Below are 21644 nucleotides of genomic sequence, written 5' to 3' on the forward strand. Positions count from 1 at the left end.
GGTTTGCGGGCGGGCTTCTGATCGGCAGGGTTGGAAGCGGACAAGACGGTGCGTTCCCCTAGGGTCGGGTTTCGTGTCCCGGCGTTGGACAGCCGGATTCCGGGCAGGGTTCCGGGCAGGTTTTCGGAACCGGTTTATCCCCTCTTCTTCACTATATTCTTTAATGGGAGAAAGGAAGAGGAGGTAGTGGATGCCTGTGGATAACGGTGATCCCCGACCGCCGCGGATCTATCCACAGATCCGGCCCGGCTTTGCTGCATGTGCGCGGATCTGTGGACGATTCGGAGCACTACCGTCGGAAACGGCGGAAATGCTATAGCTGGGCGAACGGGAGTCCCGTGGATAACAGCGCGGACGGGGGCGGATCTTCCCAGCTTCCGAACCGGTCGGCGAAGTTGTCCCGCAGAGGGCCGTACGGGGGAGGAGACATCCCCCATCTGGGATGGAACGGAGGCAGATCCGGTTGTCCACAGGACAGGCCGGAATTCTCCACAGCATGTTGGGGACGGATGAAACAGTTCCACCTACATCTCGTATCCGATGCGACCGGCGAGACGATCAACAGCGTGGCGCGCGCCTGCGTCATCCAGTTCGACGACGTCCGGCCGGTCGAGCATTTCTGGAATCTGGTGCGCACCGATCGCCAGCTCGACCTTGTGCTGGAGGGGATCCGGGACAACCACGGGCTGGTGATGTTCACCCTGGTCGACGAGACGCTGCGCCGCCGGCTGCAGGATTTCTGCCGCGAGATGCAGGTGCCCTGCATCCCCGTGCTCGATCCGCTGATCAACGCGCTCGCCGCCTTCCTGGGCGTCGAATCCCAGCGCCAGCCCGGCCGCCAGCATGTCCTGGACGCCGAGTATTTCAGCCGCATCGACGCCGTCGACTTCGCGCTGTCGCACGACGATGGCCAGTCGAACTGGGACCTGCACGAGGCCGACGTCGTGCTGATCGGCGTGTCGCGCAGCTCCAAGACGCCGACCTGCATCTATCTCGCCAACCGCGGCATCAAGGCGGCGAACATCCCGCTGGTTCCCGGCAGCCCGCTGCCGGCCGAGGTCGATCTGCTGACCCGGCCGCTGATCGTCGGGCTGACCAAGGACCCCGATCGCCTGGTGCAGATCCGCCGCAACCGGCTGAAGCTGCTGAACCAGGGCGAGGGATCGAGCTACGCCGATCCCGAGGTGGTGCGGTCGGAGGTGCAGGAGGCACGGCGGCTGTTCAGCCGGCGTGGCTGGCCGGTGATCGACGTCTCCCGCCGCTCCATCGAGGAGACCGCGGCCGAGATCATGATGCTGCTCGCCCGCCGGCAGAGCGCCGGCTTCACCCCGGAAGGGAAGAAGACGTGAGCGTGCCGTCCCTGGTCCCCAGCCTGGTCCTGGCGTCGGGATCGCGCACCCGCGCGGAGATGCTGGAACGGGCCGGCCTGACCGCGACGCTCGACAAGCCGCTGGTCGACGAGGAGGAGGTCAAGCTCGCCGGCCGGGCCGAGGGCGTCTCGGCCGAGGCGGTCGCCGAGACGCTGGCCGAGCTGAAGGCCCAGCGCGTCACCCGCCGCCACCCCGGCGCGCTGGTGATCGGCGCCGACCAGATGCTGGAGTGCGACGGGGTCTGGTTCGACAAGCCGACCGACCGCGCCGCGGCGCGCACCCAACTGCTGGCGCTGCGCGGCAAGACCCACCAGCTGGTCAGTTGCGCCGTGGTCGTGCGCGACGGCGCGCGGATGTGGCACAAGGTGGACCGCGCCCGGCTGGCCATGCGCGACTTCAGCGACGCCTTCCTCGACGACTATCTCGACCGCGTCGGCGACGACGTGTTGCACTCGGTCGGCGCCTACCAGTTGGAAGGGCTGGGCGCGCAACTGTTCCAGCGGGTCGAGGGCGACTTCTTCACCATCCTCGGGCTGCCGCTGCTGCCGCTGCTCGGGTTCCTGCGCGTGCATGGAGTGGGCAAGGAATGACGACCGTCCGTACGATTACCGGGAAGGCCAAGCTGGCCGGCGTGATGGGCTGGCCGATCGGTCATTCGCGCTCGCCCCGGCTGCACGGCTGGTGGCTGCAGCACTATGGCATCGACGGCGCCTATGTGCCGCTGGCGGTGGCGCCGGAGCGCGCCGAACAGGCGATCCGTGCCCTGCCGGCACTGGGCTTCCGCGGCTGCAACGTCACGGTGCCGCTGAAGGAGATCGCCTTCCGCACCGTCGACCGGCTGGACGACACCGCGCGGCGGATGGGGGCGGTCAACACCATCGTCGTGGCGGAGGATGGCGCGCTGGAAGGCGGCAACACCGACGGCTTCGGCTTCCTCGAGAATCTGCGCGCCGAGCAGCCGGACTGGACGGCGGAGCGTGGCCCGGCCGTGGTGGTCGGCGCCGGCGGGGCCGCCCGTGCCGTGGTGGTCGCCCTGCTCGACGCCGGCGCGCCGGAGGTCCGGCTGATCAACCGCACCCGCACCCGCGCCGAGGAGCTGGCGGCGGATCTGGCCGCCGTTGGGGTGACGGGCGCGGTGACGGTGGTCGATTGGGTTTCACGTGAAACAGCGTTGGACGGCGTTGCGTTGCTCGTCAACACCACGACCCAGGGCATGGCGGGCCAGCCGGCGCTCGACCTGTCGCTGCGCGCCCTGCCCGTCTCGGCGCTGGTCAACGACATCGTCTATGTGCCGCTGGAAACGCCGCTGCTGGCCGAGGCCGGGGCGCGCGGCAACCCGGTGGCCGGCGGCATCGGCATGCTGCTGCACCAGGCGCGGCCCGGCTTCAAGGCGTGGTTCGGCGTCGAGCCGCAGGTGACGGCGGAGCTGACCCGCTTCGTGCTGGAAGGCTGAGGCCGGCGATGGTCGTGCTGGGCCTGACCGGCTCCATCGGCATGGGCAAGAGCACCGCGGCCGGCATGCTGAAGGCGATGGGCGCGCCGGTCTGCGATTCCGATGCGGTGGTGCACCGGCTGCTAGGCCCAGGTGGCCGTGCGGTGCCGGCGATCGACGCCGCCTTTCCCGGGGTGGTGATCGACGGCGCGGTCAGCCGACCGGCGCTGGGGGCGGCGGTGTTCCGCGACCCGTCGGCGCTGAAACGGCTGGAGGCGATCCTCCACCCGATGGTCCAGGCGGGGCAGCGCGACTTCCTCGCCGGCGCGGCGCGGCGCGGCGCCAAGATTGCCGTGCTCGACATCCCGCTGCTGTTCGAAACCCACGGCGAGCGGCGGGTCGACGCCACGGTGGTCGTCTCCGCCCCCTTCCCCGTTCAGCGGGCGCGGGTGATGGCCCGCCCCGGCATGACCGCGGAGAAGTTCGCCGGCATCCTCGCCCGCCAGATGCCCGACGCTGAAAAACGCCGGCGCGCCGACTATGTCGTGCCGACGGGTGCCGGTCGGCTGGTGACGCGGCGGGCGCTTCAGGGCATTGTGCGCGACGTGGTGCGGCGACGTGGCCGTCATTGGCCGCCGCGCGGCTATCAACCGGGGCAAATGGGACAAGTCCATCATGCGTGAGATCGTTCTCGACACCGAAACCACGGGCTTCAAGCCGGAGGAGGGTCACCGGCTGGTCGAGATCGGCTGCATCGAGCTGGTCAACCACCTCGCCACCGGCGAACGCTTCCACGTCTACATCAACCCCGAACGCGACATGCCGCCCGACGCCTTCGCCGTCCACGGGCTGAGCACCGAGTTCCTGGCCGACAAGCCGCTGTTCAACGACGTCGCCGCCGACTTCGTCGCCTTCATCGGCGACGCGCCGCTGGTGATCCACAACGCCGCCTTCGACATGAACTTCCTGAATTGGGAGCTGAAGATCGCCGGCTACCCGACGATGCCGAAGGAGCGCGCCATCGACACGCTGCTGATGGCGCGCAAGAAGTTCCCCGGCTCGCCGGCCACTTTGGACGCGCTGTGCAAGCGCTTCGGCGTCGACAACTCCAACCGCACCCTGCATGGCGCGCTGCTCGACGCCCAACTGCTGGCGGAGGTCTATCTGGAGCTGCTGGGCGGCCGCCAGACCGGCTTGGCGCTTGCCTCCGGCCCGGTGACCCGCAGCGGTTCGGCCGGCAGCCTCCGCATCGACCGTCCTTTCCGGGAGGCCCGCAACTTCGCCGTCAGCGACGACGAGGCCGCGGCGCATGCGGAGATGGTGAAGAAGCTGAAGAACGCGCTGTGGGCGGTGGAGTAGATCCCGCCAATCACCCTCACCCCATCCCTGCCGCCGCCTTACGGGAAGGCGGCGGCAGTCCCCCCTCCCACAACGCGGGGAGGGTTAAGGTGGGGGCAATCGCCAGCCTAACCCTCTACGGTGCCAACCCTTACGGCACCAGCACCGTCGACCCCGTCGTCGCCCGCGATTCCAGCGCCCGGTGCGCCTCGGCGGTGTCCTTCAGCGCATAGCGCTGGTTGACCGTGAAGGTCACCCCACCGTTCTTCACCGCGTCGAACAGCTCCGCCGCCGACGCCATCAAATCCTCGCGCTTGGCGGTGTAGGTCGCCAGCGTCGGCCGGGTCACGTACAGCGAGCCCTTGGTCGCCAGCAGCGCGAGGTCAAGCGGCGCCGGTGCGCCCGACGCGGCGCCGAACAGCACCATCAGGCCACGCGGCCGCAGGCAGTCCAGCCCGCCGAGGAAGGTCGTCTTGCCGACGCCGTCATAGACCACCGGCACGCCCTGCCCGTCGGTCAGGTCCTTGACCCGGGCGACGAAATTCTCGCGGGTGTAGTCGATGGTGTGGTGGCAGCCATGGGCCCTCGCCAGCTCGGCCTTGTCCGCCGACCCGACGGTGCCGATGACGGTGGCGCCGAGATGCCGCGCCCAGGAGCACAGCAGCAGCCCGACCCCGCCGGCCGCCGCCTGGACCAGGATGGTGTCGCCGGGCTGCACCGCGTAGGTGCTGCGCAGCAGATACTGCGCGGTCAACCCCTGGAGCAGGGTGCCGGCGGTCGCCTGCTCGTCGAGCCAGCTCGGCAACGGGACCAGACGGTCGGCGGCGATCAGACGGCTCTCGGCGTAGGCGCCGATCGCCATGGCGTAGCCGACGCGGTCGCCGACCTTCAGCGTGGTGACGTCCGGGCCCAGCGCCTCGACCACGCCGGTCGCCGCCATGCCGATCACCGCCGGCAGATCCGGCAGTTTGTAGACGCCGGCGCGCTGATAGACATCGATGTAGTTCAGCCCGACCGCGGTCTGGCGGATGCGCACCTGACCGGGGCCGGGCTCGCCGACCTCGATCTCGTCCCAGCGCAGAACCTCCGGCCCGCCGTGTTCGTGAATGCGGATCGCGTGCACCATGGTGGTTGGTTTCCTTGACGAGTGGTTGTCTGATGTCCGGGGGTCAGAGCAGCGCGAACTGTTCCGCCGCCGCGCCGTTGCCCTGCCCGATCGCCGCGTGCCGCCGTTCCAGCGCCAGCAGCCACGCCTTGGTGTCGAGCCCGCCATGCCCGGAATAGCCGCCGGCCGCGCCGCCGCTGGCCAGCACCCGGTGGCAGGGAATGATGATCGGGATCGGGTTGGCGCCACAGGCGCCGCCGACCGCGCGCGGCCCGCTGCTCAGCATCCTGGCCATCCCGCCATAGGTCGCGGTGCCGCCATAGGGGATCGCCAGCATCGCCGTCCACACGCTCTGGCGGAACGGTGTGCCCGCCGGCTTCAGCGGCAGATCGAAGCGCTGCAGCCGCCCGGCGAAATAGGCGTCCAACTGCCGCGCCGTCTCCGTCAGCACGGCGTCGGGCGCGTCATGGTCGAAGCGGCCCCAGCCGACCGAAGTCAGGGCGCTTCCGTCGCTCGTCAGCATCAGGGAACCCAGCGGGCTGTCGATGGTCAGGCGTCCCATGAACTCCTCCCTCATTGTATGGTTCAGCCGTGCGCCGTCAGCAGCGCCGCCAGATCCGCCGGCGTCGTCACCGGTGCCGAGCAGGTCATGCCGCGGCAGACGTAAGCCGTCGCGACGCCGTCGCGCATGCCCTTTCCCTGCGCCGGATGGCTGGCCGGCAGATCCGCCCCAGGCGCGAGCACGGTCAGGATGCGGTTGGGCAGCGAGCGGCCGAGCACGGTGCGGCGCAGGGCCTCCGTCTCCGCCGCCTTGGGCGGGCCGACGATGACGATCTGCAGCGGCGCGTGCATCAGCTCCACCGCGTTCAGGAAGGTCGGCAGCGGGAAGAAGTTGCGGGCCAGTTCGCCGGAGAAGGCGGCGGCGAGCGCGTCGGCCCGCTCCCGATAGGCGTCGTCGCCGGTGCGGTGGAACAGCGTCGTCAGCACCGCCAGCATGGTGCCGTTGCCGCTGGGCGTCGCGTTGTCGTAGGCGCTCTTGGTGCGGACGATCAGCCCCTCCGCGTCGTCGGCGGTGAAGAAATAGCCGCCGCTGGTGCTGTCCCAGAAATGCGCGTCGAGCGTCGCCACCCAAACTTTCGCTTGGTCGAGCGCCGCCGGATCCCCCGTCGCCTCGTGCAGGGCGAGCGCCGCCCGCGCCATGTGGGCGTAGTCGTCGAGCATGCCGGCGTGCTTGCCCTGGCCGTGGCGCCAGCTGTGGCAGAGCCGCCCGCCACGGTCCATCCGGTCGCGGACGAAGGCGAAGGCGCGGCCGGCGGCGTCCAGCCACTCCGGTTCGTCCAGCGCCAGGGCGGCGTGGGTCAGCGCTGCGATCATCAGGCCGTTCCAGTCGGCCAGCACCTTGTCGTCCCAGCCTGGCCGCACCCGCTTGGCGCGCGCCCGCAGCAGCACCTCCCGCCCCTTGGCGAGCGTCGCCTCATCGGCGTCGTCGGCCAGCGGCAGGCTGCCCAGCCGGTTGAGGATGGTCGCCCCTTCCCAGTTGCCGCCCGGTATGACCTCGTAGACGCGCTTGAACAGCGCCAGCCCGTCCGGACCCAGCGCCGGGCCGAGCAGCCGGTCGACCTCCTCCTCGTTCCAGACGTAGAAGAGGCCCTCCTCCCCCTCGCTGTCGGCGTCGAGCGTCGCGGCGAAGCCGCCGCCGTCGGCGATCATCTCGCGCAGCAGCCAGCCGACCGTTTCACGGACGCGCGTCTCCAGCAGCGGGTCGCGCGTGTCCTGCCAGACCAGAATCATCAGGTCGAGCAGCTCGGCGTTGTCGTACAGCATCTTTTCGAAATGCGGCACCAGCCAGCGTTCGTCGACCGAATAGCGGGCGAAGCCGCCGCCGAGATGGTCGTAGATGCCACCCTGCGCCATGTTGGCCAGCGTGTTGGTCACCGCCTCGCGGAACGGCTCGCGCCCGGTGCGCTGCCACGCCCGCCACAGCAGTTCGAACAGCGGCACCTGCGGGAACTTCGGCGCGCTGCCGATCCCGCCGTGGATCGGGTCGACCTCGCGCAGCAGCCGTTGGGCGATCTGGTCGAGCGCCCCGGCGTCGACTGCGCCGGCCGACCGGTTCTCGCCCAGCCCGGTCAGGGCCGCTTTCAGCGCGCCGACATTCTTGGCGACCTTGTCCGGTTCCTGGGCGTAGGTGCCGGCGATCCCGCGCAGCACGTCGGGGAAGCCGGCGCGGCCATAGCGCGGCGCCGGCGGGAAATAGGTCCCGCCCCAGAAGGGTTCGGCGTCCGGCGTCAGGAACATGGTCAGCGGCCAGCCGCCCTGCTGCCCCAACAGCGCCAACGCCGACTGGTAGATGGTGTCGAGGTCGGGCCGCTCCTCGCGATCGACCTTGATGCTGACGAACAGCTCGTTCATCAGCTCGGCGATCGCCGGATTCTCGAAGCTCTCATGCGCCATCACGTGGCACCAGTGGCAGGCGGCGTAGCCGATCGACAGCAGCACCGGCTTGTTCTCCGCCTTCGCGCGGGCGAAGGCATCATGTCCCCAGGGCATCCAGTGCACCGGGTTGTCCTTGTGCTGCAGCAGATAGGGGCTGGTCTCCCGGCTCAGCAGGTTCGCGCCCAACGGAGTGGCCGGCATGGCGGTGTTCCATCTGTTGGTGGTCTTACGGGTGAGGTCCCGTGAAACAATAGGTGGCGCCGGGGTGGCGTTGCGCCAGTGCATCCTATCTGTATAGTGGGACATGAGCCGCAACCGGGCTCAACCCCAAAATCGTCTTGGTCGGTGCACGCCATCCCCGGTGGGCGCCGCGCAGAGGGGGCAGCCATGAAAATCACCGTCGACATCGACTGCACTCCGGACGAGGCCCGGCAATTCCTGGGCCTGCCGGATGTGAAGCCGATGCAGGACGCCATGATGCACGAGATCCAGGAACGGATGCGTGCGAACCTCCAGGCGATGGACCCGGACACCATGCTGAAGACCTGGCTTCCGGCCGGCATCCAGGGCATGGAGCAGATGCAGAAGATGTTTTGGTCCCAGATGGCCTCGGCCCTGGGCCAGGAAGGACGAAAGTGAGCGACCCGAAATCCTATTTCGAAGCCCATGTCTTTTGTTGCACCAACCGCCGCCACGATGGCCACCGGCGCGGATCCTGCGCCGCCCAAGGTTCGGAGAAGCTGCGTGATTATATGAAGGCCCGCGCGCGCGAACTCGGCTTCGACGGCAAGGTGCGGATCAATTCCGCCGGTTGCCTCGACCGCTGCGAGCTGGGGCCGACGCTGGTGATCTACCCGGAAGGCGTCTGGTACACCTATCACAGCACCGCCGACATCGACGACATCCTGCAGACCCATCTGGTCGAGGGCCGGCGGGTCGAGCGGCTGATGCTGACGCCGGAGCAGCGGGAGCTGCGGCCCGAGCAGCGCGGTTGATCGGCCGATCCCCACCATGACCGCGACCATCTTCGCGCTCGCCACCGCCCCCGGCCGATCCGGTGTGGCGGTGGTTCGCGTTTCGGGACCGGGGGCCGGATCCGCCCTCGCCGCCCTGACCGGCCGTTCGCTCCCCGCGCCGCGCCGCGCCGTGCTGACCCACCTGCGCGATCCCGCGACCGGCGACGCGCTGGACGACGCGCTGGTCCTGCGCTTCACCGCTCCGGCCAGCTTCACCGGCGAGGATGTGGTGGAACTGCACCTGCACGGCGGCCGCGCCGTGGTGACCGGGGTGGTCGAGGCGCTCGGCGCCCTGCCCGGCCTGCGGCTCGCCGAACCCGGCGAGTTCACCCGCCGCGCCTTCGAGAACGGCAAGCTCGACCTGACCGAGGCCGAGGCGGTGGCCGACCTGATTGACGCGGAAACCATGGCGCAGCGGCGCCAAGCCCTGCGCCAGATGGACGGCGCGCTCGGCCGGCTCTACGACGGCTGGCGGGAGCGGCTGACCCGCGCGCTCGCCCACATCGAGGCCGACATCGACTTCGCCGAGGATGATCTGCCCGGCGGCGTCGCCGACGCGGTGCGGCCGGTGGTCGCGGCTCTCGCCGACGAGATCGCCGCGCATCTCAACGACGGCGGTCGCGGCGAGCGGCTGCGCGAGGGGCTGCACATCGCCATCGTCGGCGCGCCCAACGCCGGCAAGTCGAGCCTGCTGAACGCGTTGGCCCGCCGCGACGCCGCCATCGTCTCCGCCCGCGCCGGCACCACCCGCGACATCATCGAGGTGCATCTCGACCTCGGCGGTTATCCCGTCGTGCTGGCCGACACCGCCGGCCTGCGCGAGGCCGCCGCCGACGAGGTCGAGGAGGAAGGCATCCGCCGCGCCCGCGACCGGGCGGCGCGCGCCGACGTGAAGGTGGCGGTGTTCGACGCCACCGCCCTGCCCGACCTTGACCCGGCGACGCTGGCGTTGATCGACGGCGACACGGTGGTGGTCTTCAACAAGACCGATCTCGCCGGCCCGGTCGACGTCCGGCCGGATCTGTCCCCGGTCCTGGTTTCGGCCCACACCGGTGCCGGGTTGAAGGAACTGGAGGAGCGGTTGACCGCTTTCAGCGCCGACCGCCTTGCCATCGGCAGCGCGCCATCGCTGACCCGCGCCCGCCACCGCGCGGCGCTGACCGAATGCCGGGAGTCGCTGCTGCGCGCCTTGGATGCGTCGCTGCCGGAACTGGCGGCGGAGGATGTCCGCCTCGCCAGTCGCGCGCTCGGCCGGATCACCGGGCGGGTCGATGTGGAGGATTTGCTGGACGTGATCTTCCGGGACTTCTGCATCGGCAAGTGAGGCGGTGTTTCACGTGAAACAAGGGATGGGACGGGGACGCCCGCAACCACTCTTCCCATATGTCTCCGCCCCGCCTCTTGGATCCGCCGCAGCGTTCCGCTATGGTCCCGCGCATGCGAAGCTTTGACGTCATCGTTGTCGGCGGCGGTCACGCCGGCTGTGAAGCGGCCGCGGCGGCCGCGCGCCTGGGTGCGCGCACGCTGCTGCTGACCCACAAGATCGAAACCATCGGCGAGATGTCCTGCAACCCCGCCATCGGCGGCTTGGCCAAAGGCCATCTGGTGCGGGAGATCGACGCGCTCGACGGCGTGATGGCGAAGGCCATCGATCGCGGCGGCATTCAGTTCCGCATCCTGAACCGCAGCAAGGGACCCGCCGTCCGCGGCCCGCGGGCCCAGGCCGACCGCAAGCTGTACCGGCAGGCGATGCAGAGCCTGCTGGCGGCGCAGGAGAACCTGGTCATCGAGGCCGGCGGTGCCGAGGACCTGATCGTCGACGCCGATCACCGGATCACCGGCGTGGTCACTGGCGCCGGCGAGACCATCGCCGCCGGTGCCGTCGTGCTGACCACCGGCACCTTCCTGCGTGGCCTGATCCACATTGGCGAGGAACGCACCCCGGCCGGCCGCGTCGGCGAGGCGCCGTCGATCGGTCTGTCCGACACGCTGGCTCGGTTGGGCTTCCCGCTCGGCCGCTTGAAGACCGGCACGCCGCCGCGGCTCGATGGCCGCACCATCGATTGGGACGCGCTGGAGAAGCAGCCGGGCGACACGCCGCCGCCGCCCTTCTCCTACCTGACCGAGCGGATCGACACGCCGCAGATCGATTGCGCGATCACCTGGACGACGCCGGAAGCGCACGCGCTGATCCGCGCCAACCTGCACCGCGCCCCGATGTACTCCGGCCAGATCACCGGCACCGGTCCACGCTATTGCCCGTCGATCGAGGACAAGGTCGTCCGCTTCGCCGAGAAGGAGCGGCACCAGATCTTCCTGGAGCCGGAGGGGTTGGACGATCCGACCGTCTACCCGAACGGTATCTCGACCTCCCTGCCGCGCGACGTGCAGCTTGGTATCCTCACCAGCATGCCGGGGCTGGAGCGGGTGGTGATGATGCGTCCCGGCTACGCCATCGAGTACGACTATGTCGACCCGCGCGAGCTGAAGCCGACGCTGGAAACCCGCCGGGCGCCGCGGCTGTTCCTCGCCGGTCAGATCAACGGCACCACCGGTTATGAAGAGGCGGCGGCCCAGGGCCTGATGGCCGGCATCAACGCCGCGCTGTCGGCGGGCGGCAATCGCGACGGCTTCGTGCTCGACCGTGCCGACGCTTACATCGGCGTGCTGATCGACGACCTGATCGGCCGGGGCACCAACGAGCCCTACCGCATGTTCACCTCGCGCGCCGAATACCGCCTGCTGCTGCGCGCCGACAACGCCGACCAGCGGCTGACCGCCAAGGGCGTCGCCATCGGTTGCGTCGGCTCGGAGCGCCGCGAGGCCTTCGCCGCGAAGAGTGCCGCGCTGTCGGCCGGCCGTGCCATGGTCGCCGCCTTGCAGGCGACCCCGGCGGAGCTGGCGCGGCAGGGCGTTCCGGTCAACCAGGACGGCGTGCGCCGCAGCGCCGCCGACCTGCTGCGGTATCCCGACATCGACCTCGCCGCCCTCGCCCGCCTGTGGCCGGAGCTGGGCGGCATCGCGCCGGAGATCGCAGAGCAGTTGGAGATCGACGGCAAATACGCCGGCTATCTCGGCCGGCAGGAGGCCGACATCCGCGCCTTCCGCAAGGATGAATCGCTGGCCCTGCCCGATGACATCGACGTCGACGGCATCGGCAGCCTGTCGGCGGAGATCCGTCAGAAGCTGCGGCAGTCACGCCCGGCGACGCTGGGTGCGGCGGCACGGATTCCCGGCATGACCCCGGCGGCGCTGGTCGCCCTGCTCCGCCATGTGAAACGACGCGACGCGGTGGCGGCGGAATGACGAACTTCGATGCGGTGGCGTTCCAGGAGGCCACCGGTGTTTCACGTGAAACACTCGACCGCCTGAGCGCCTACGAGGCGCTGCTGCGCAAGTGGCAGCAGACGATCAATCTGGTCGGCCCCTCCACCCTGCCCGAGGTCTGGCGCCGGCACTTTCTCGACTCCGCGCAGCTCTACCCGCTGCTGCCGCCGGGGACCCGGGTGCTGGTCGATCTCGGCAGCGGCGCCGGCTTTCCCGGTCTGGTGCTCGCGATCCTCGGCGTGCCGCAGGTCCATCTGATCGAGAGCGACGTGCGCAAAGGCGCCTTCCTGCGCGAGGTGGCGCGGGTCTGCGCCGCCCCCGCCACCGTCCACACCAAGCGGATCGACGCCGTCACCGGGATCGAGGCCGACGTGGTCACCGCGCGCGCCCTGGCGCCGCTGGCGGATCTGCTGGCTTGGGCGCATCCCTTCATCGGGTCGCGCGGCACCGGCCTGTTCCTCAAGGGCCAGAACCTGGACGACGAATTGACCGCCACCACGCAATATTGGAGAATGCGGCCCGAGCGATTCGACAGCCGCACCGACCCGACCGGAACCATCCTGCGCGTGAGCGCGCTTGAGCGTGTCTGAGCCCAAGCGCGTCCGACAGCACCGTCCGTCATCATCCTGCCAACCGGTTTCCCGAGAGGCTGCCATGTCCGCCGTCACCCGTCCCCCCGCCACCCCCCATGCCCGAGTGGTCGCCATCGCGAACCAAAAGGGCGGCGTGGGCAAGACCACGACGACCATCAACCTCGCCACCGCGCTCGCCGTCATCGGCAAGCGGGTGCTGGTGATCGACCTCGATCCGCAGGGCAACGCCTCCACCGGGCTCGGCATTCCGCGCTCCGACCGCCGCGTCGGCATCTACGACGTGCTGTTCGACGACGTGGCGTTGGAAAGCGCGGCGATCCCGTCCGCTGTGCCGAACCTGTCGATCATCACCTCGTCGGTCGACCTGTCGGGCGCCGAGATCGAGCTGGTCGGGGCGGAACGGCGCGAATTTCGCCTGCGCGAGGCGGTCGCCAACAGCGCGCTGGAATACGACTACGTCCTGATCGACTGCCCGCCGGCGCTGGGCCTGCTGACCCTGAACGCCCTGGTGGCGTCGCACGCGGTCATGGTGCCGCTGCAGTGCGAGTTCTACGCGCTGGAGGGGCTGAGCCATCTGGTTCGCACCATCGAGCGGGTGAAGCGCGCCTTCAACCCGAACCTCGACATCCATGGCGTCGTGCTGACCATGTTCGACAAGCGCAACAACCTGTCGGACATGGTGGCCGCCGACGTCCGCGGCTTCTTCGGGGAGAAGGTGTACGACACCGTGATCCCGCGCAACGTCAAGGTGTCGGAGGCGCCGTCGCACGGCAAGCCGGTGCTGATCTACGACATGCGCTGCCCCGGTTCGCAGGCCTACATCCACTTGGCGGGCGAGGTGCTCCGCCGCGAGAAGAGACTGAGCGCATGATCGACGACACCAAACGCGCCGACAGCGGCGGCGCCCGCCGTGCCAGCCTGGGCCGCGGCCTCTCCGCCCTGTTCGGCGAATCGACCGAGGATTACTCGGCGCTCGACAAGGTGCGCCAGTCCAAGCAGGTGCCGATCGAGTTCGTCCATCCCGGCAAATACCAGCCGCGCCACCGCTTTGACGAGGAGGCGCTGCAGGGCCTCGTCGAGTCGATCCGCGACAAGGGCATCCTCCAGCCCCTGCTGGTCCGCCGCGACGCCGAGGATTCGAACTCCTACGAGCTGATCGCCGGCGAACGGCGCTGGCGTGCGGCGCAGATCGCCGGCCTGCATGAGGTGCCGGTCGTCATCCGCGACCTCAGCGACCGCGAAGCGCTGGAAATCGCGCTGATCGAGAACATCCAGCGCCAGGATCTGACCCCGTTGGAAGAGGCGGAGGGCTACCGCCGACTGATGGAGGAGTTCGAGCACACCCAGGAGGATCTGGCCCGCGCCGTCGGCAAGAGTCGCAGTCACGTCGCCAACATGATGCGTCTGCTGGCGCTGCCGGATCCCGTCAAGACCATGGTGCAGGACGGCGCCCTGACCGCCGGCCATGCCCGCGCCCTGCTGACCGCCCCGGATCCGGTGTCGGTCGCGCGCGAGGTGGTGACCCGTGGCCTGAACGTCCGCCAGACCGAAGACCTGATGCGCGGCGACGCGCCGAAGGCGAAGAAGGGCAACGGTGCCGCCGGCGGATCCGGCGCCGCGCCGTCGGTGAAGGACGTCGACCTGATCAATCTGGAGGAGGAGATCTCCGCCCGCATCGGTCTGAAGGTCGCGATCAACCCGCAAGGTCAGCGCGGGACGATCACCATCCACTACCAGACGCTCGACCAGCTCGACGACGTGCTGCACCGCTTGGGCGGGGAGGATTGAGGGGGCGCTTTCCACGACGGACGTGAGCTTACCGTTGCCCTCGCCGTAGCATCCAACGTGATCGTCATTCCCGCGAGGGCGGGAATCCAGCCGTTTGAAGCGCTCGAGCCGGAGGTTTGGATCCCCGCCTTCGCGGGGATGACATCGAAGTGCGAGCAAGCGGGTTCTGCAGCCTCCGCGTCATGAGCAGAAAAAGAACGCTGCCACAAGGCCGCCTCTACCCCCGCACCCGCTCCAGATCGATGTAGCGGTAGGTCAGCCCATTCTCCCTCATCGGTTCGCTGGACCACAGCTCGGTCCAGTCCGGGCCGATCTCCGGCATGACCGTGTCACCCTCCACCGCTTGGTCCAGGCGGGTCAGATGGAGGCGGTCGGCGATCGGCAGCGTCTCGTGGAACAGCGCGGCACCGCCGATGACGCACAGCTCGGCCGCTCCGGCCTGCCGTGCCCAGGCGATGGCGGGCTCCAGCCCGGAAAACCAGCGGGCGCCCTCTTGTTCGTCGGGGGGCACGTGACGGCTGACGACGAGGTTGTCGCGTCCGGGCAGCGGCCGGCGGGGCAGCGAGTCCCAGGTCCGGCGGCCCATCAGGATCGGCTTGCCGAGGGTCAATTCCTTAAACCGTTTCAGGTCGCCGGGCAAATGCCAGGGCAGGCCGCCGTCGCGGCCGATCACGCCATTCGCCGCCATGGCGACCACGAGGCTGATGCGCATGCCCTGCCCTCTCCCACCCTGACGGAACCAACGTTACGCCAGCAAGGCGCTTAACACCGCGTTCAACCGCTGCAACCCGCCCGGCGTCGCGCGCAGGCGGCCGGCGTCGCGGACCAGAAAACCGCCGTCGACCAGCCGGGTCAGCGCCGCCGGATCAACCAACGCGTCGAGCGGCCGGCCGGTTTCCTCGACCAGACGGGCCAGTGGCACGCCTTCGCTCAGGCGCAGCCCCATCATCAGCAGCTCGGTGCCGCGGGCGTCGCGGTCGACCGGATCCGGGGTGGCGGCGCCGTGGCCGTCGCGCTCGACCCGCTCCAGCCAGATCTCCGGGGCGCGGTGGGCGCGGGTGGCGAACTTCTCGCCGTTCAGGGTCAACCGGCCATGGGCGCCGGGACCGATGCCGACATAGTCGCCATAGCGCCAATAGGTCAGGTTGTGACGGCTTTCCTCGCCGGGACGGGCGTGGTTGGAGATCTCGTAGGCCGGCAGTCCGGCGGACGACAGACGGCTCTGCGTCGCCTCATAGAGGTCGCCGGCCAAGTCCTCGTCGGGCAGCACCAGATCGCCGCGGGCGTGCAGCGGGTAGAAGGCGGTGCCCTCTTCGATCGTCAGCTGGTAGACGGACAGGTGGCCGACGGCGTAATCCAGCGCGCGGGCCAGCTCCGCCTCCCACGCCGCGACGCTCTGGCCGGGGCGGGCGTAGATCAGGTCGAAGGAAAAGCGGTCGAAGGTCCTGGCCGCCAACTCGATCGCGCCGGTCGCCTCCGCCGCGCTGTGCTGGCGGCCGAGAAAGCGGAGCGAGGCGTCGTCCAGCGCCTGGATGCCGAGCGACACCCGGTTGATGCCGGCGCTGCGGAAGGCGCGGAACTTGTCGGCCTCGACCGAGGTCGGGTTGGCCTCCAGAGTCACCTCCAGCCGGTCGGCGACCGGCCAGCGTTCGGCGATGCGGTCGAGCAGGGCGCCGACGGTCGCCGGCTCCATCAGCGATGGGGTGCCGCCGCCGAAGAAGACCGAGGTGACGGTGCGGCCGGATGTCAGGTCGGCGTAATGGTCCAACTCGCGCAGCAACCCGGCCCGCCAGCGGTCATGGTCGACCCGCTCGCGGACATGGCTGTTGAAATCGCAGTAGGGGCACTTCGACTTGCAGAAGGGCCAGTGGACGTAGACGGCAAAACCGGGATCGCTGCTCAACGGAAACACCGCTCCACCAGCTGGCGGAAGGCCTCGGCGCGGTGGCTCATCTCGTGCTTCTTCGCCGGGTCCATCTCGCCGAAGGTCAGTTCATGACCATCGGGCAGGAACATCGGGTCGTAGCCGAAGCCCTGGGACCCACGCGGCGGCCACACCAGCGTGCCGTAGCAGCGGCCTTCCACCGTCTCGACATGACCGTCGGGCCAGGCCAGCGACAGGGCGCAGACGAAATAGGCGCTGCGGTCGGCCTGCCCGGCCAGACCGTCCTCGACCTTGCGCATCGCCAGGGCGAAGTCCTTTTCCGGACCGGCCCAGCGGGCGGAGTAGATGCCGGGGTCGCCGTTCAGCGCCGGCACCACCAGCCCGCTGTCGTCGGCAAGCGCGACGTGGCCGGCCGCGGCGGCGGCCTTCGCCTTCAGTTCGGCGTTGGCGATGAAGGTCGTGCCGGTTTCCTCCGGCTCGGGCAGGCCCAGCTCCCCGGCCGCGGTGAAGGTGGCGACGTAGGGGCCGAGCAGATCGGCGATCTCGCGCACCTTGCCCTTGTTGTGGCTGGCGATGACGAGGGTGTCGCCGGTGAAGCGGCGGGGAGCGGACATGGTCATGAACCCTTACTTGATGCCGAGGACCTGCCGCTGCAACGCCACCAGCTCATTCACGCCCTTGCGGGCGAGGGCCAGCAGTTCCATGAACTGCGGCTCGGAGAAGGGGGTGTCCTCGGCGGTGCCCTGGATTTCGACGATGCCGGCCTTGCCGGTCAGCACGAAGTTGGCGTCGGCCTGCGCCTTGGAATCCTCGTCGTAATCGAGGTCCAGCACGGCGTTGCCCTTGTAGAGGCCGCAGGAGACGGCGGCGACCTGGTCGGTCAGCGGCATGGTCTTCAGCGCGCCGATCTGCATCAGGTGCTGGCAGGCCAGATGCAGCGCGACATAGCTGCCGGTGATGGCGGCGGTGCGGGTGCCGCCGTCGGCCTGGATGACGTCGCAGTCGATCTTGATCTGCTTCTCGCCGAGCGCCGAGCGGTCGGTGACGGCGCGCAGCGCGCGGCCGATCAGGCGCTGGATCTCCTGGGTGCGGCCGGACTGCTTGCCCTTCGCCGCCTCGCGGTCGGTGCGGCTGTGGGTGGAGCGCGGCAGCATGCCGTATTCCGCCGTCACCCAGCCCAGCCCGGTGTTCTTGAGGAAGCGCGGCACCGTCTCGTCCACGCTGGCCGTGCACAGCACATGCGTGTTGCCGAAGCGCACCATGCAGGACCCCTCGGCGTAGCGGCTGAAGCCGGGTTCGAGGGAAACGGTGCGCAGTTGGTCGAGGGCGCGGCCGGAGGGGCGCATGGGCATCAATCCGATGGTCGTTTGCAGTCGGCCGGAAGCTAGCGACTCCGCCCTGCCCCGTCCAGAGCCGTGTCCGTGCTCATTGTGGGGGCACCGCGGGGACGGCGGCCGGGAGGACGGGCCGGGTGGAGCGTTCCAGCAACAGCGTCAGCACCGGCACGACCAGCCCGAGCGCCAGGGACACCGCGGCCATGGTCGTCACATGCTCCAGCCGGCCGTCGGGCGCGTTGGTCAGGATCTCCGCCGACAGGAAGGCGCCGAAGGCCGAACTGAGATGCTGCACGGCGGACACCAGCGCCATGAAGCCGGCGCGCTCCTGCGGGTCGGGCACCCGGGAAAAGGCGGCGCCGTTGGCGACCATGCGGATGCCGACGAACATCATGAAGAAGGGGAACAGGGCCAGCACCGGCATCCAGGGCCGGTAGCCGACAAAGGCGGTGTAGATCACCGCGCACAGCCCGACCGTCGCCGCGAAGGTCACCGGGGCGGCGCCGTGGCGGTCGACCAGCCGCCCGGCCCAGCGCGCGGTGAGCAGGCTCAACGTGCCGCCGGTCAGGTAGACCAGGCTCAGATGGTCGCGCGGGAAGCCCAGGTTGCCCTGCACATAGGCGGCGATGTTGGGGACGATCATGAATTGCTGGACCTGCACCGCCGCCACCGTGGCGTAGGCGAGCAGCACCTTGCGCCGCGACAGCAGCGCCGTCATCCGCACGATCATGCCCGCCATCCCCTCCGTCGTCCCGGCGGTCAGATGGCCGCGCTGCGGCGGCAGGATCGTGATCGCGGCGGCGGTGACGATCAGGCCGGCGAGCGCCACGGCGAAGAAGGGGGTGCGCCAGCCACCCCACAGCGCCAGCTCCAGCCCGACCGGCACCCCGGCGATGGCGGCCAGCGAGAAGGCGGACATCACCGTTCCCATCGCCAGGCCGCGGCGCTGCGGCGCCACCTGGTCGGTCACCGTGGCGATCGCCACCGCCATCGCCGGCCCGCCGAACAGCCCGGCCAGCACGCGCGCGGCCAGCAGCGACGGGAAATCCCAGGCCAGCCCGCCGAGCGCGGTGGCGATCACCAGCCCGGCCATGGCGACCGCCAGGGCGCGGCGGCGGTCGAAGCGGTCGAGCACCATCGATCCGACCAGCCCGGCCAGCGCGGCGGCGGCGGTGTAGGCGCCGCCGATGTAGCCGATGTGGGCGGCCGGAATGCCGAGCGCCCGCGCGAAGTCGGGGCCGAGCGGCATCACCATCATGAAGTCGAGGATGTTGATGAACTGCACCGCCGCGATCACCAGCGTGATGCGGCGCTCGCCCGGCGTCAGTGTGGCGGGCAGCCTGTTGGGCGTCGGGGACACGGCTGGCGGCTCCGGCGTGGACGGTGGCGACGAGAGGGGTGGGACCGGTTGTGCGGGAGGCTCCGATCACATCGCATGGTAACAGGCCCCGGCGGCCGGCCCCAACACCCGGGGCATGCGTGCGGAGCGCATCAGATAGGACCGTCAATGAACGGGATATGTCGCCAATCACCTTGGAAATGCATGATTCGTACAAAATCCGGACAAAGGAGACTTGGCGGATTGCGCATCGGGCGTTTAACATCGCGGCCCCACCGTCGGCAGCGCACGCAAAAATGCCCAAAGACGACCGACGGGCATCAGCACTCCGTTGAGGAACACGACACCCATGTCCGACAACAAGCGCGTCACCGACGAAGAGGCCCTGCTGTTCCATTCCAGCGGCCGACCCGGCAAGCTGGAGATCACGCCGACCAAGCCGCTGACGACCCAGCGCGATCTGGCGCTGGCCTATTCGCCCGGTGTGGCGGTGCCTTGCCTGCGCATCGCCGACGACCCCTCGCTCGCCTATGACTACACGGCCAAGGGCAACATCGTCGCCATCATTTCCAACGGCACCGCGGTGCTGGGGCTGGGCGACCTGGGCGCGCTGGCCGGCAAGCCGGTGATGGAGGGCAAGGCGGTGCTGTTCAAGCGCTTCGCCGACGTCGACGGCATCGACCTGGAGGTCGACACCCGCGACGTCGACGAGTTCGTCAACTGCGTGCGCTTCCTCGGCCCCAGCTTCGGCGGCATCAACCTGGAAGACATCAAGGCGCCCGACTGCTTCATCATCGAGGAACGTCTGCGCGAATTGCTGGACATTCCGGTCTTCCACGATGACCAGCACGGCACCGCGATCATCGCCGCCGCCGGCCTGATCAACGCCTGCGACATCACCGGGCGCAGGCTGGAGGACATCAGGATGGTGGTGAACGGCGCCGGCGCTGCGGGCATCGCCTGCGCCGAGCTGTTCTGCACCATGGGTGTTTCACGTGAAAACATCACCCTGTGCGACACCAAGGGCGTCGTCTACCGCGGCCGCACCCAGGGCATGAACCAGTGGAAGTCGTCCTTCGCGGTCGACACCGACAAGCGCACGCTGGAAGAGGCGGTGGCGGGTTCCGACGTGTTCGTCGGCCTGTCGGCCAAGGGCGCCATGACCCCGGCGATGGTGGCGTCGATGGCGGCCAAGCCGATCATCTTCGCGCTGGCCAACCCCGACCCCGAGATCACGCCGGAGGAGGTCAAGGCGGTGCGCAGCGACGCCATCGTCGCCACTGGTCGCTCCGACTATCCGAACCAGGTCAACAACGTCCTGTGCTTCCCCTACCTGTTCCGCGGTGCGCTCGACGTCCGCGCCACCACGGTCAACGAGGCGATGAAAATTGCCGCCGCCAGGGCGCTGGCCGCGCTGGCGCGCGAGGACGTGCCGGACGAGGTCGACGCCGCCTATTCCGGCCGCCGTCTGCGCTATGGGCCGGACTACATCATCCCGGTGCCCTTCGACCCGCGCCTGATCGTCACCGTTCCGGCCGCCGTGGCGCAGGCCGCGATGGAAAGCGGCGTGGCGCGCAAGCCGATCGTTGACCTGTCGGGCTACCGGCATTCCTTGCGCACCCGCCTGGATCCGACCGCCGACAGCCTGGAGCTGATCCTGGAGAAGGTGCGGGCCAACCCGCGCCGCGTCGTCTTCGCCGAGGGCGAGGAGGAGCGGACGATCCGCGCCGCCATGGCCTTCCGCAGCGGCGGCTACGGCACCCCGGTGTTGATCGGGCGTGAAGAGGTGATTCAGGAGCAGCTGGTGGCGATGGGCCAGCCCCACATCCAGTTCGAGATCCACAACGCCCGCCTGTCCGACGCCAACCGCCGCTACGCCGACCATCTCTACCGCCGGCTGCAGCGCAAGGGCGCCCTGCTGCGCGATTGCCAGCGGATGGTCAACCAGGACCGCAACGTCTTCGCCGCCTGCATGGTGGCGCAGGGCGACGCCCACGCCATGGTGACCGGCCTGACCCGCAGCTTCGGCGTCGCCTACGAGGAAATCCGCCGGGTCATCGACCCCAAGGCGGCCGAGCCGGTGTTCGGCCTGCACCTGTTCATCACCCGCAACCGCACCGTCTTCATCGCCGACACCACCGTCCATGTCCGTCCCGACGGCAAGACGCTGGCCGACATCGCGGTCGGGGCGGCGGCCAAGGCCCGGCAGATGGGGCACGAACCGCGGATTGCGCTGCTGTCCTTCTCCAACTTCGGCCAGACGCCGCATCCGAACACCGACCCGCTGCGCGAGGCGCTGGCGATCCTCGACAGCCGCCGTGTCGATTTCGAGTATGACGGCGAGATGTCGGCCGACGTGGCGCTCGACTACCAGCTGATGAAGCGGGTCTACCCGTTCTCGCGGCTGTCCGGTCCGGCCAACGTGCTGATCATGCCCGGCCTGCACTCGGCCAACATCTCGGCCAAGCTGCTGAACAAGATGGCCGGCGGGCAGATGATCGGCCCGCTGCTGATCGGTTTGGACAAGCCGGCCCAGATCGTCAGCATGGGCTCCTCGGTCAACGACCTCGTCACCGCCGCGGCGCTCGCGGCGCACGATTCGCTGCCGTGGTGACGTGAGGCGTTCCACTCCCGGCGTCCCCTCTCCCCGCTTTCGCGCGAACGTCGTTAGCGCGAAAGCG

21 protein-coding genes are annotated in these 21644 nt (G+C 69.4%); 13 read left to right on the forward strand and 8 right to left on the reverse strand.

Going from position 1 to position 21644, the window contains the following annotated elements:
• Positions 1 to 509: 509 nt before the first annotated feature.
• From TSO352_RS16410 to dnaQ, 5 genes are read left to right on the forward strand one after another with little or no spacing between them, the layout of a single operon-like run.
• Positions 510 to 1349 (forward strand): pyruvate, water dikinase regulatory protein, encoded by an 840-nt coding sequence (locus TSO352_RS16410; RefSeq protein WP_109108409.1) that lies wholly within the window; start codon positions 510 to 512, stop codon positions 1347 to 1349.
• Positions 1346 to 1960, forward strand: coding sequence for a Maf family protein (locus TSO352_RS16415; RefSeq protein WP_199231637.1), 615 nt, complete (start codon positions 1346 to 1348; stop codon positions 1958 to 1960). The genes TSO352_RS16410 and TSO352_RS16415 overlap by 4 nt, the downstream gene beginning before the upstream one ends.
• Positions 1957 to 2823: a shikimate dehydrogenase gene (locus TSO352_RS16420; protein ID WP_109108410.1), complete on the forward strand. Its 867-nt coding sequence runs from the start codon at positions 1957 to 1959 to the stop codon at positions 2821 to 2823. The genes TSO352_RS16415 and TSO352_RS16420 overlap by 4 nt, the downstream gene beginning before the upstream one ends.
• An 8-nt stretch (positions 2824 to 2831) precedes the next feature.
• Complete coding sequence (coaE, locus tag TSO352_RS16425; RefSeq protein ID WP_109108411.1) at positions 2832 to 3485, forward strand: dephospho-CoA kinase; 654 nt, start codon at positions 2832 to 2834, stop codon at positions 3483 to 3485.
• The gene (gene dnaQ / locus TSO352_RS16430; protein ID WP_109108412.1) at positions 3478 to 4161 is read left to right on the forward strand and encodes a DNA polymerase III subunit epsilon; all 684 of its coding nucleotides are present in this window, start codon (positions 3478 to 3480) and stop codon (positions 4159 to 4161) included. Before coaE ends, dnaQ begins: the two co-directional genes overlap by 8 nt.
• A gap of 130 nt (positions 4162 to 4291) precedes the next feature.
• Here dnaQ and TSO352_RS16435 read toward each other — a convergent pair whose 3' ends face one another.
• Genes TSO352_RS16435 through TSO352_RS16445 form a run of 3 tightly spaced genes read right to left on the reverse strand, consistent with a single transcriptional unit; the run spans position 4292 to position 7882 of the window.
• Positions 4292 to 5266: a quinone oxidoreductase gene (locus TSO352_RS16435; protein WP_109108413.1), complete on the reverse strand. Its 975-nt coding sequence runs from the start codon at positions 5264 to 5266 to the stop codon at positions 4292 to 4294.
• Positions 5267 to 5309: 43 nt separating this feature from the next.
• Positions 5310 to 5807, reverse strand: coding sequence for a methylated-DNA--[protein]-cysteine S-methyltransferase (locus TSO352_RS16440; RefSeq protein ID WP_109110679.1), 498 nt, complete (start codon positions 5805 to 5807; stop codon positions 5310 to 5312).
• 23 nt (positions 5808 to 5830) lie between these two features.
• Positions 5831 to 7882 carry a thioredoxin domain-containing protein gene (locus tag TSO352_RS16445; RefSeq protein ID WP_109108414.1) on the reverse strand — a complete coding sequence of 684 codons (2052 nt, stop codon included), beginning with the start codon at positions 7880 to 7882 and terminating at the stop codon, positions 5831 to 5833.
• 186 nt (positions 7883 to 8068) lie between these two features.
• Here TSO352_RS16445 and TSO352_RS16450 point away from each other — a divergent pair, with 186 nt between their 5' ends.
• The 7 genes from TSO352_RS16450 to TSO352_RS16480 all read left to right on the forward strand — a co-directional run bounded on the left by TSO352_RS16450 (position 8069) and on the right by TSO352_RS16480 (position 14405).
• Positions 8069 to 8320: a DUF6489 family protein gene (locus TSO352_RS16450; RefSeq protein ID WP_109108415.1), complete on the forward strand. Its 252-nt coding sequence runs from the start codon at positions 8069 to 8071 to the stop codon at positions 8318 to 8320.
• Positions 8317 to 8676, forward strand: a complete 360-nt coding sequence (locus TSO352_RS16455) for a (2Fe-2S) ferredoxin domain-containing protein (RefSeq protein ID WP_109108416.1) — start codon at positions 8317 to 8319, stop codon at positions 8674 to 8676. The genes TSO352_RS16450 and TSO352_RS16455 overlap by 4 nt, the downstream gene beginning before the upstream one ends.
• A 16-nt stretch (positions 8677 to 8692) precedes the next feature.
• The gene (gene mnmE, locus TSO352_RS16460) at positions 8693 to 10021 is read left to right on the forward strand and encodes a tRNA uridine-5-carboxymethylaminomethyl(34) synthesis GTPase MnmE (RefSeq protein WP_109108417.1); all 1329 of its coding nucleotides are present in this window, start codon (positions 8693 to 8695) and stop codon (positions 10019 to 10021) included.
• Between the two features lie 113 nt (positions 10022 to 10134).
• Positions 10135 to 12003, forward strand: coding sequence for a tRNA uridine-5-carboxymethylaminomethyl(34) synthesis enzyme MnmG (mnmG, locus tag TSO352_RS16465; RefSeq protein WP_199231638.1), 1869 nt, complete (start codon positions 10135 to 10137; stop codon positions 12001 to 12003).
• A complete protein-coding gene (gene rsmG / locus TSO352_RS16470; RefSeq protein ID WP_109108419.1) occupies positions 12000 to 12614 on the forward strand; it encodes a 16S rRNA (guanine(527)-N(7))-methyltransferase RsmG in 615 nt (204 codons plus the stop codon). The genes mnmG and rsmG overlap by 4 nt, the downstream gene beginning before the upstream one ends.
• A 64-nt stretch (positions 12615 to 12678) precedes the next feature.
• Positions 12679 to 13488, forward strand: a complete 810-nt coding sequence (locus TSO352_RS16475; protein ID WP_109108420.1) for an AAA family ATPase — start codon at positions 12679 to 12681, stop codon at positions 13486 to 13488.
• Entirely contained in the window at positions 13485 to 14405 is a 921-nt protein-coding gene (locus TSO352_RS16480) for a ParB/RepB/Spo0J family partition protein (protein ID WP_109108421.1), read from the forward strand. The genes TSO352_RS16475 and TSO352_RS16480 overlap by 4 nt, the downstream gene beginning before the upstream one ends.
• 217 nt (positions 14406 to 14622) lie before the next feature.
• Here the strand turns inward: TSO352_RS16480 and TSO352_RS16485 are convergent, their stop codons facing one another.
• From TSO352_RS16485 to TSO352_RS16505, 5 genes are all read right to left on the reverse strand, one after another.
• Positions 14623 to 15117, reverse strand: a complete 495-nt coding sequence (locus TSO352_RS16485) for a dihydrofolate reductase (protein WP_109108422.1) — start codon at positions 15115 to 15117, stop codon at positions 14623 to 14625.
• A gap of 33 nt (positions 15118 to 15150) precedes the next feature.
• On the reverse strand, positions 15151 to 16317 hold the full coding sequence (gene hemW, locus TSO352_RS16490; RefSeq protein ID WP_109108423.1) for a radical SAM family heme chaperone HemW: 1167 nt from the start codon (positions 16315 to 16317) through the stop codon (positions 15151 to 15153).
• Entirely contained in the window at positions 16305 to 16904 is a 600-nt protein-coding gene (gene rdgB / locus TSO352_RS16495; RefSeq protein WP_109110680.1) for an RdgB/HAM1 family non-canonical purine NTP pyrophosphatase, read from the reverse strand. Before rdgB ends, hemW begins: the two co-directional genes overlap by 13 nt.
• Positions 16905 to 16916: 12 nt before the next feature.
• On the reverse strand, positions 16917 to 17636 hold the full coding sequence (rph, locus tag TSO352_RS16500; RefSeq protein ID WP_109108424.1) for a ribonuclease PH: 720 nt from the start codon (positions 17634 to 17636) through the stop codon (positions 16917 to 16919).
• Between the two features lie 79 nt (positions 17637 to 17715).
• Positions 17716 to 18984 carry an MFS transporter gene (locus tag TSO352_RS16505; RefSeq protein WP_199231639.1) on the reverse strand — a complete coding sequence of 423 codons (1269 nt, stop codon included), beginning with the start codon at positions 18982 to 18984 and terminating at the stop codon, positions 17716 to 17718.
• 328 nt (positions 18985 to 19312) lie between these two features.
• Between TSO352_RS16505 and TSO352_RS16510 the strand changes: the two genes are divergently transcribed.
• The gene (locus TSO352_RS16510; RefSeq protein WP_109108425.1) at positions 19313 to 21577 is read left to right on the forward strand and encodes an NADP-dependent malic enzyme; all 2265 of its coding nucleotides are present in this window, start codon (positions 19313 to 19315) and stop codon (positions 21575 to 21577) included.
• The last annotated feature ends 67 nt before the right edge of the window (positions 21578 to 21644 follow it).

Source organism: Azospirillum sp. TSO35-2 (assembly GCF_003116095.1).
GTDB lineage: Bacteria > Pseudomonadota > Alphaproteobacteria > Azospirillales > Azospirillaceae > Azospirillum.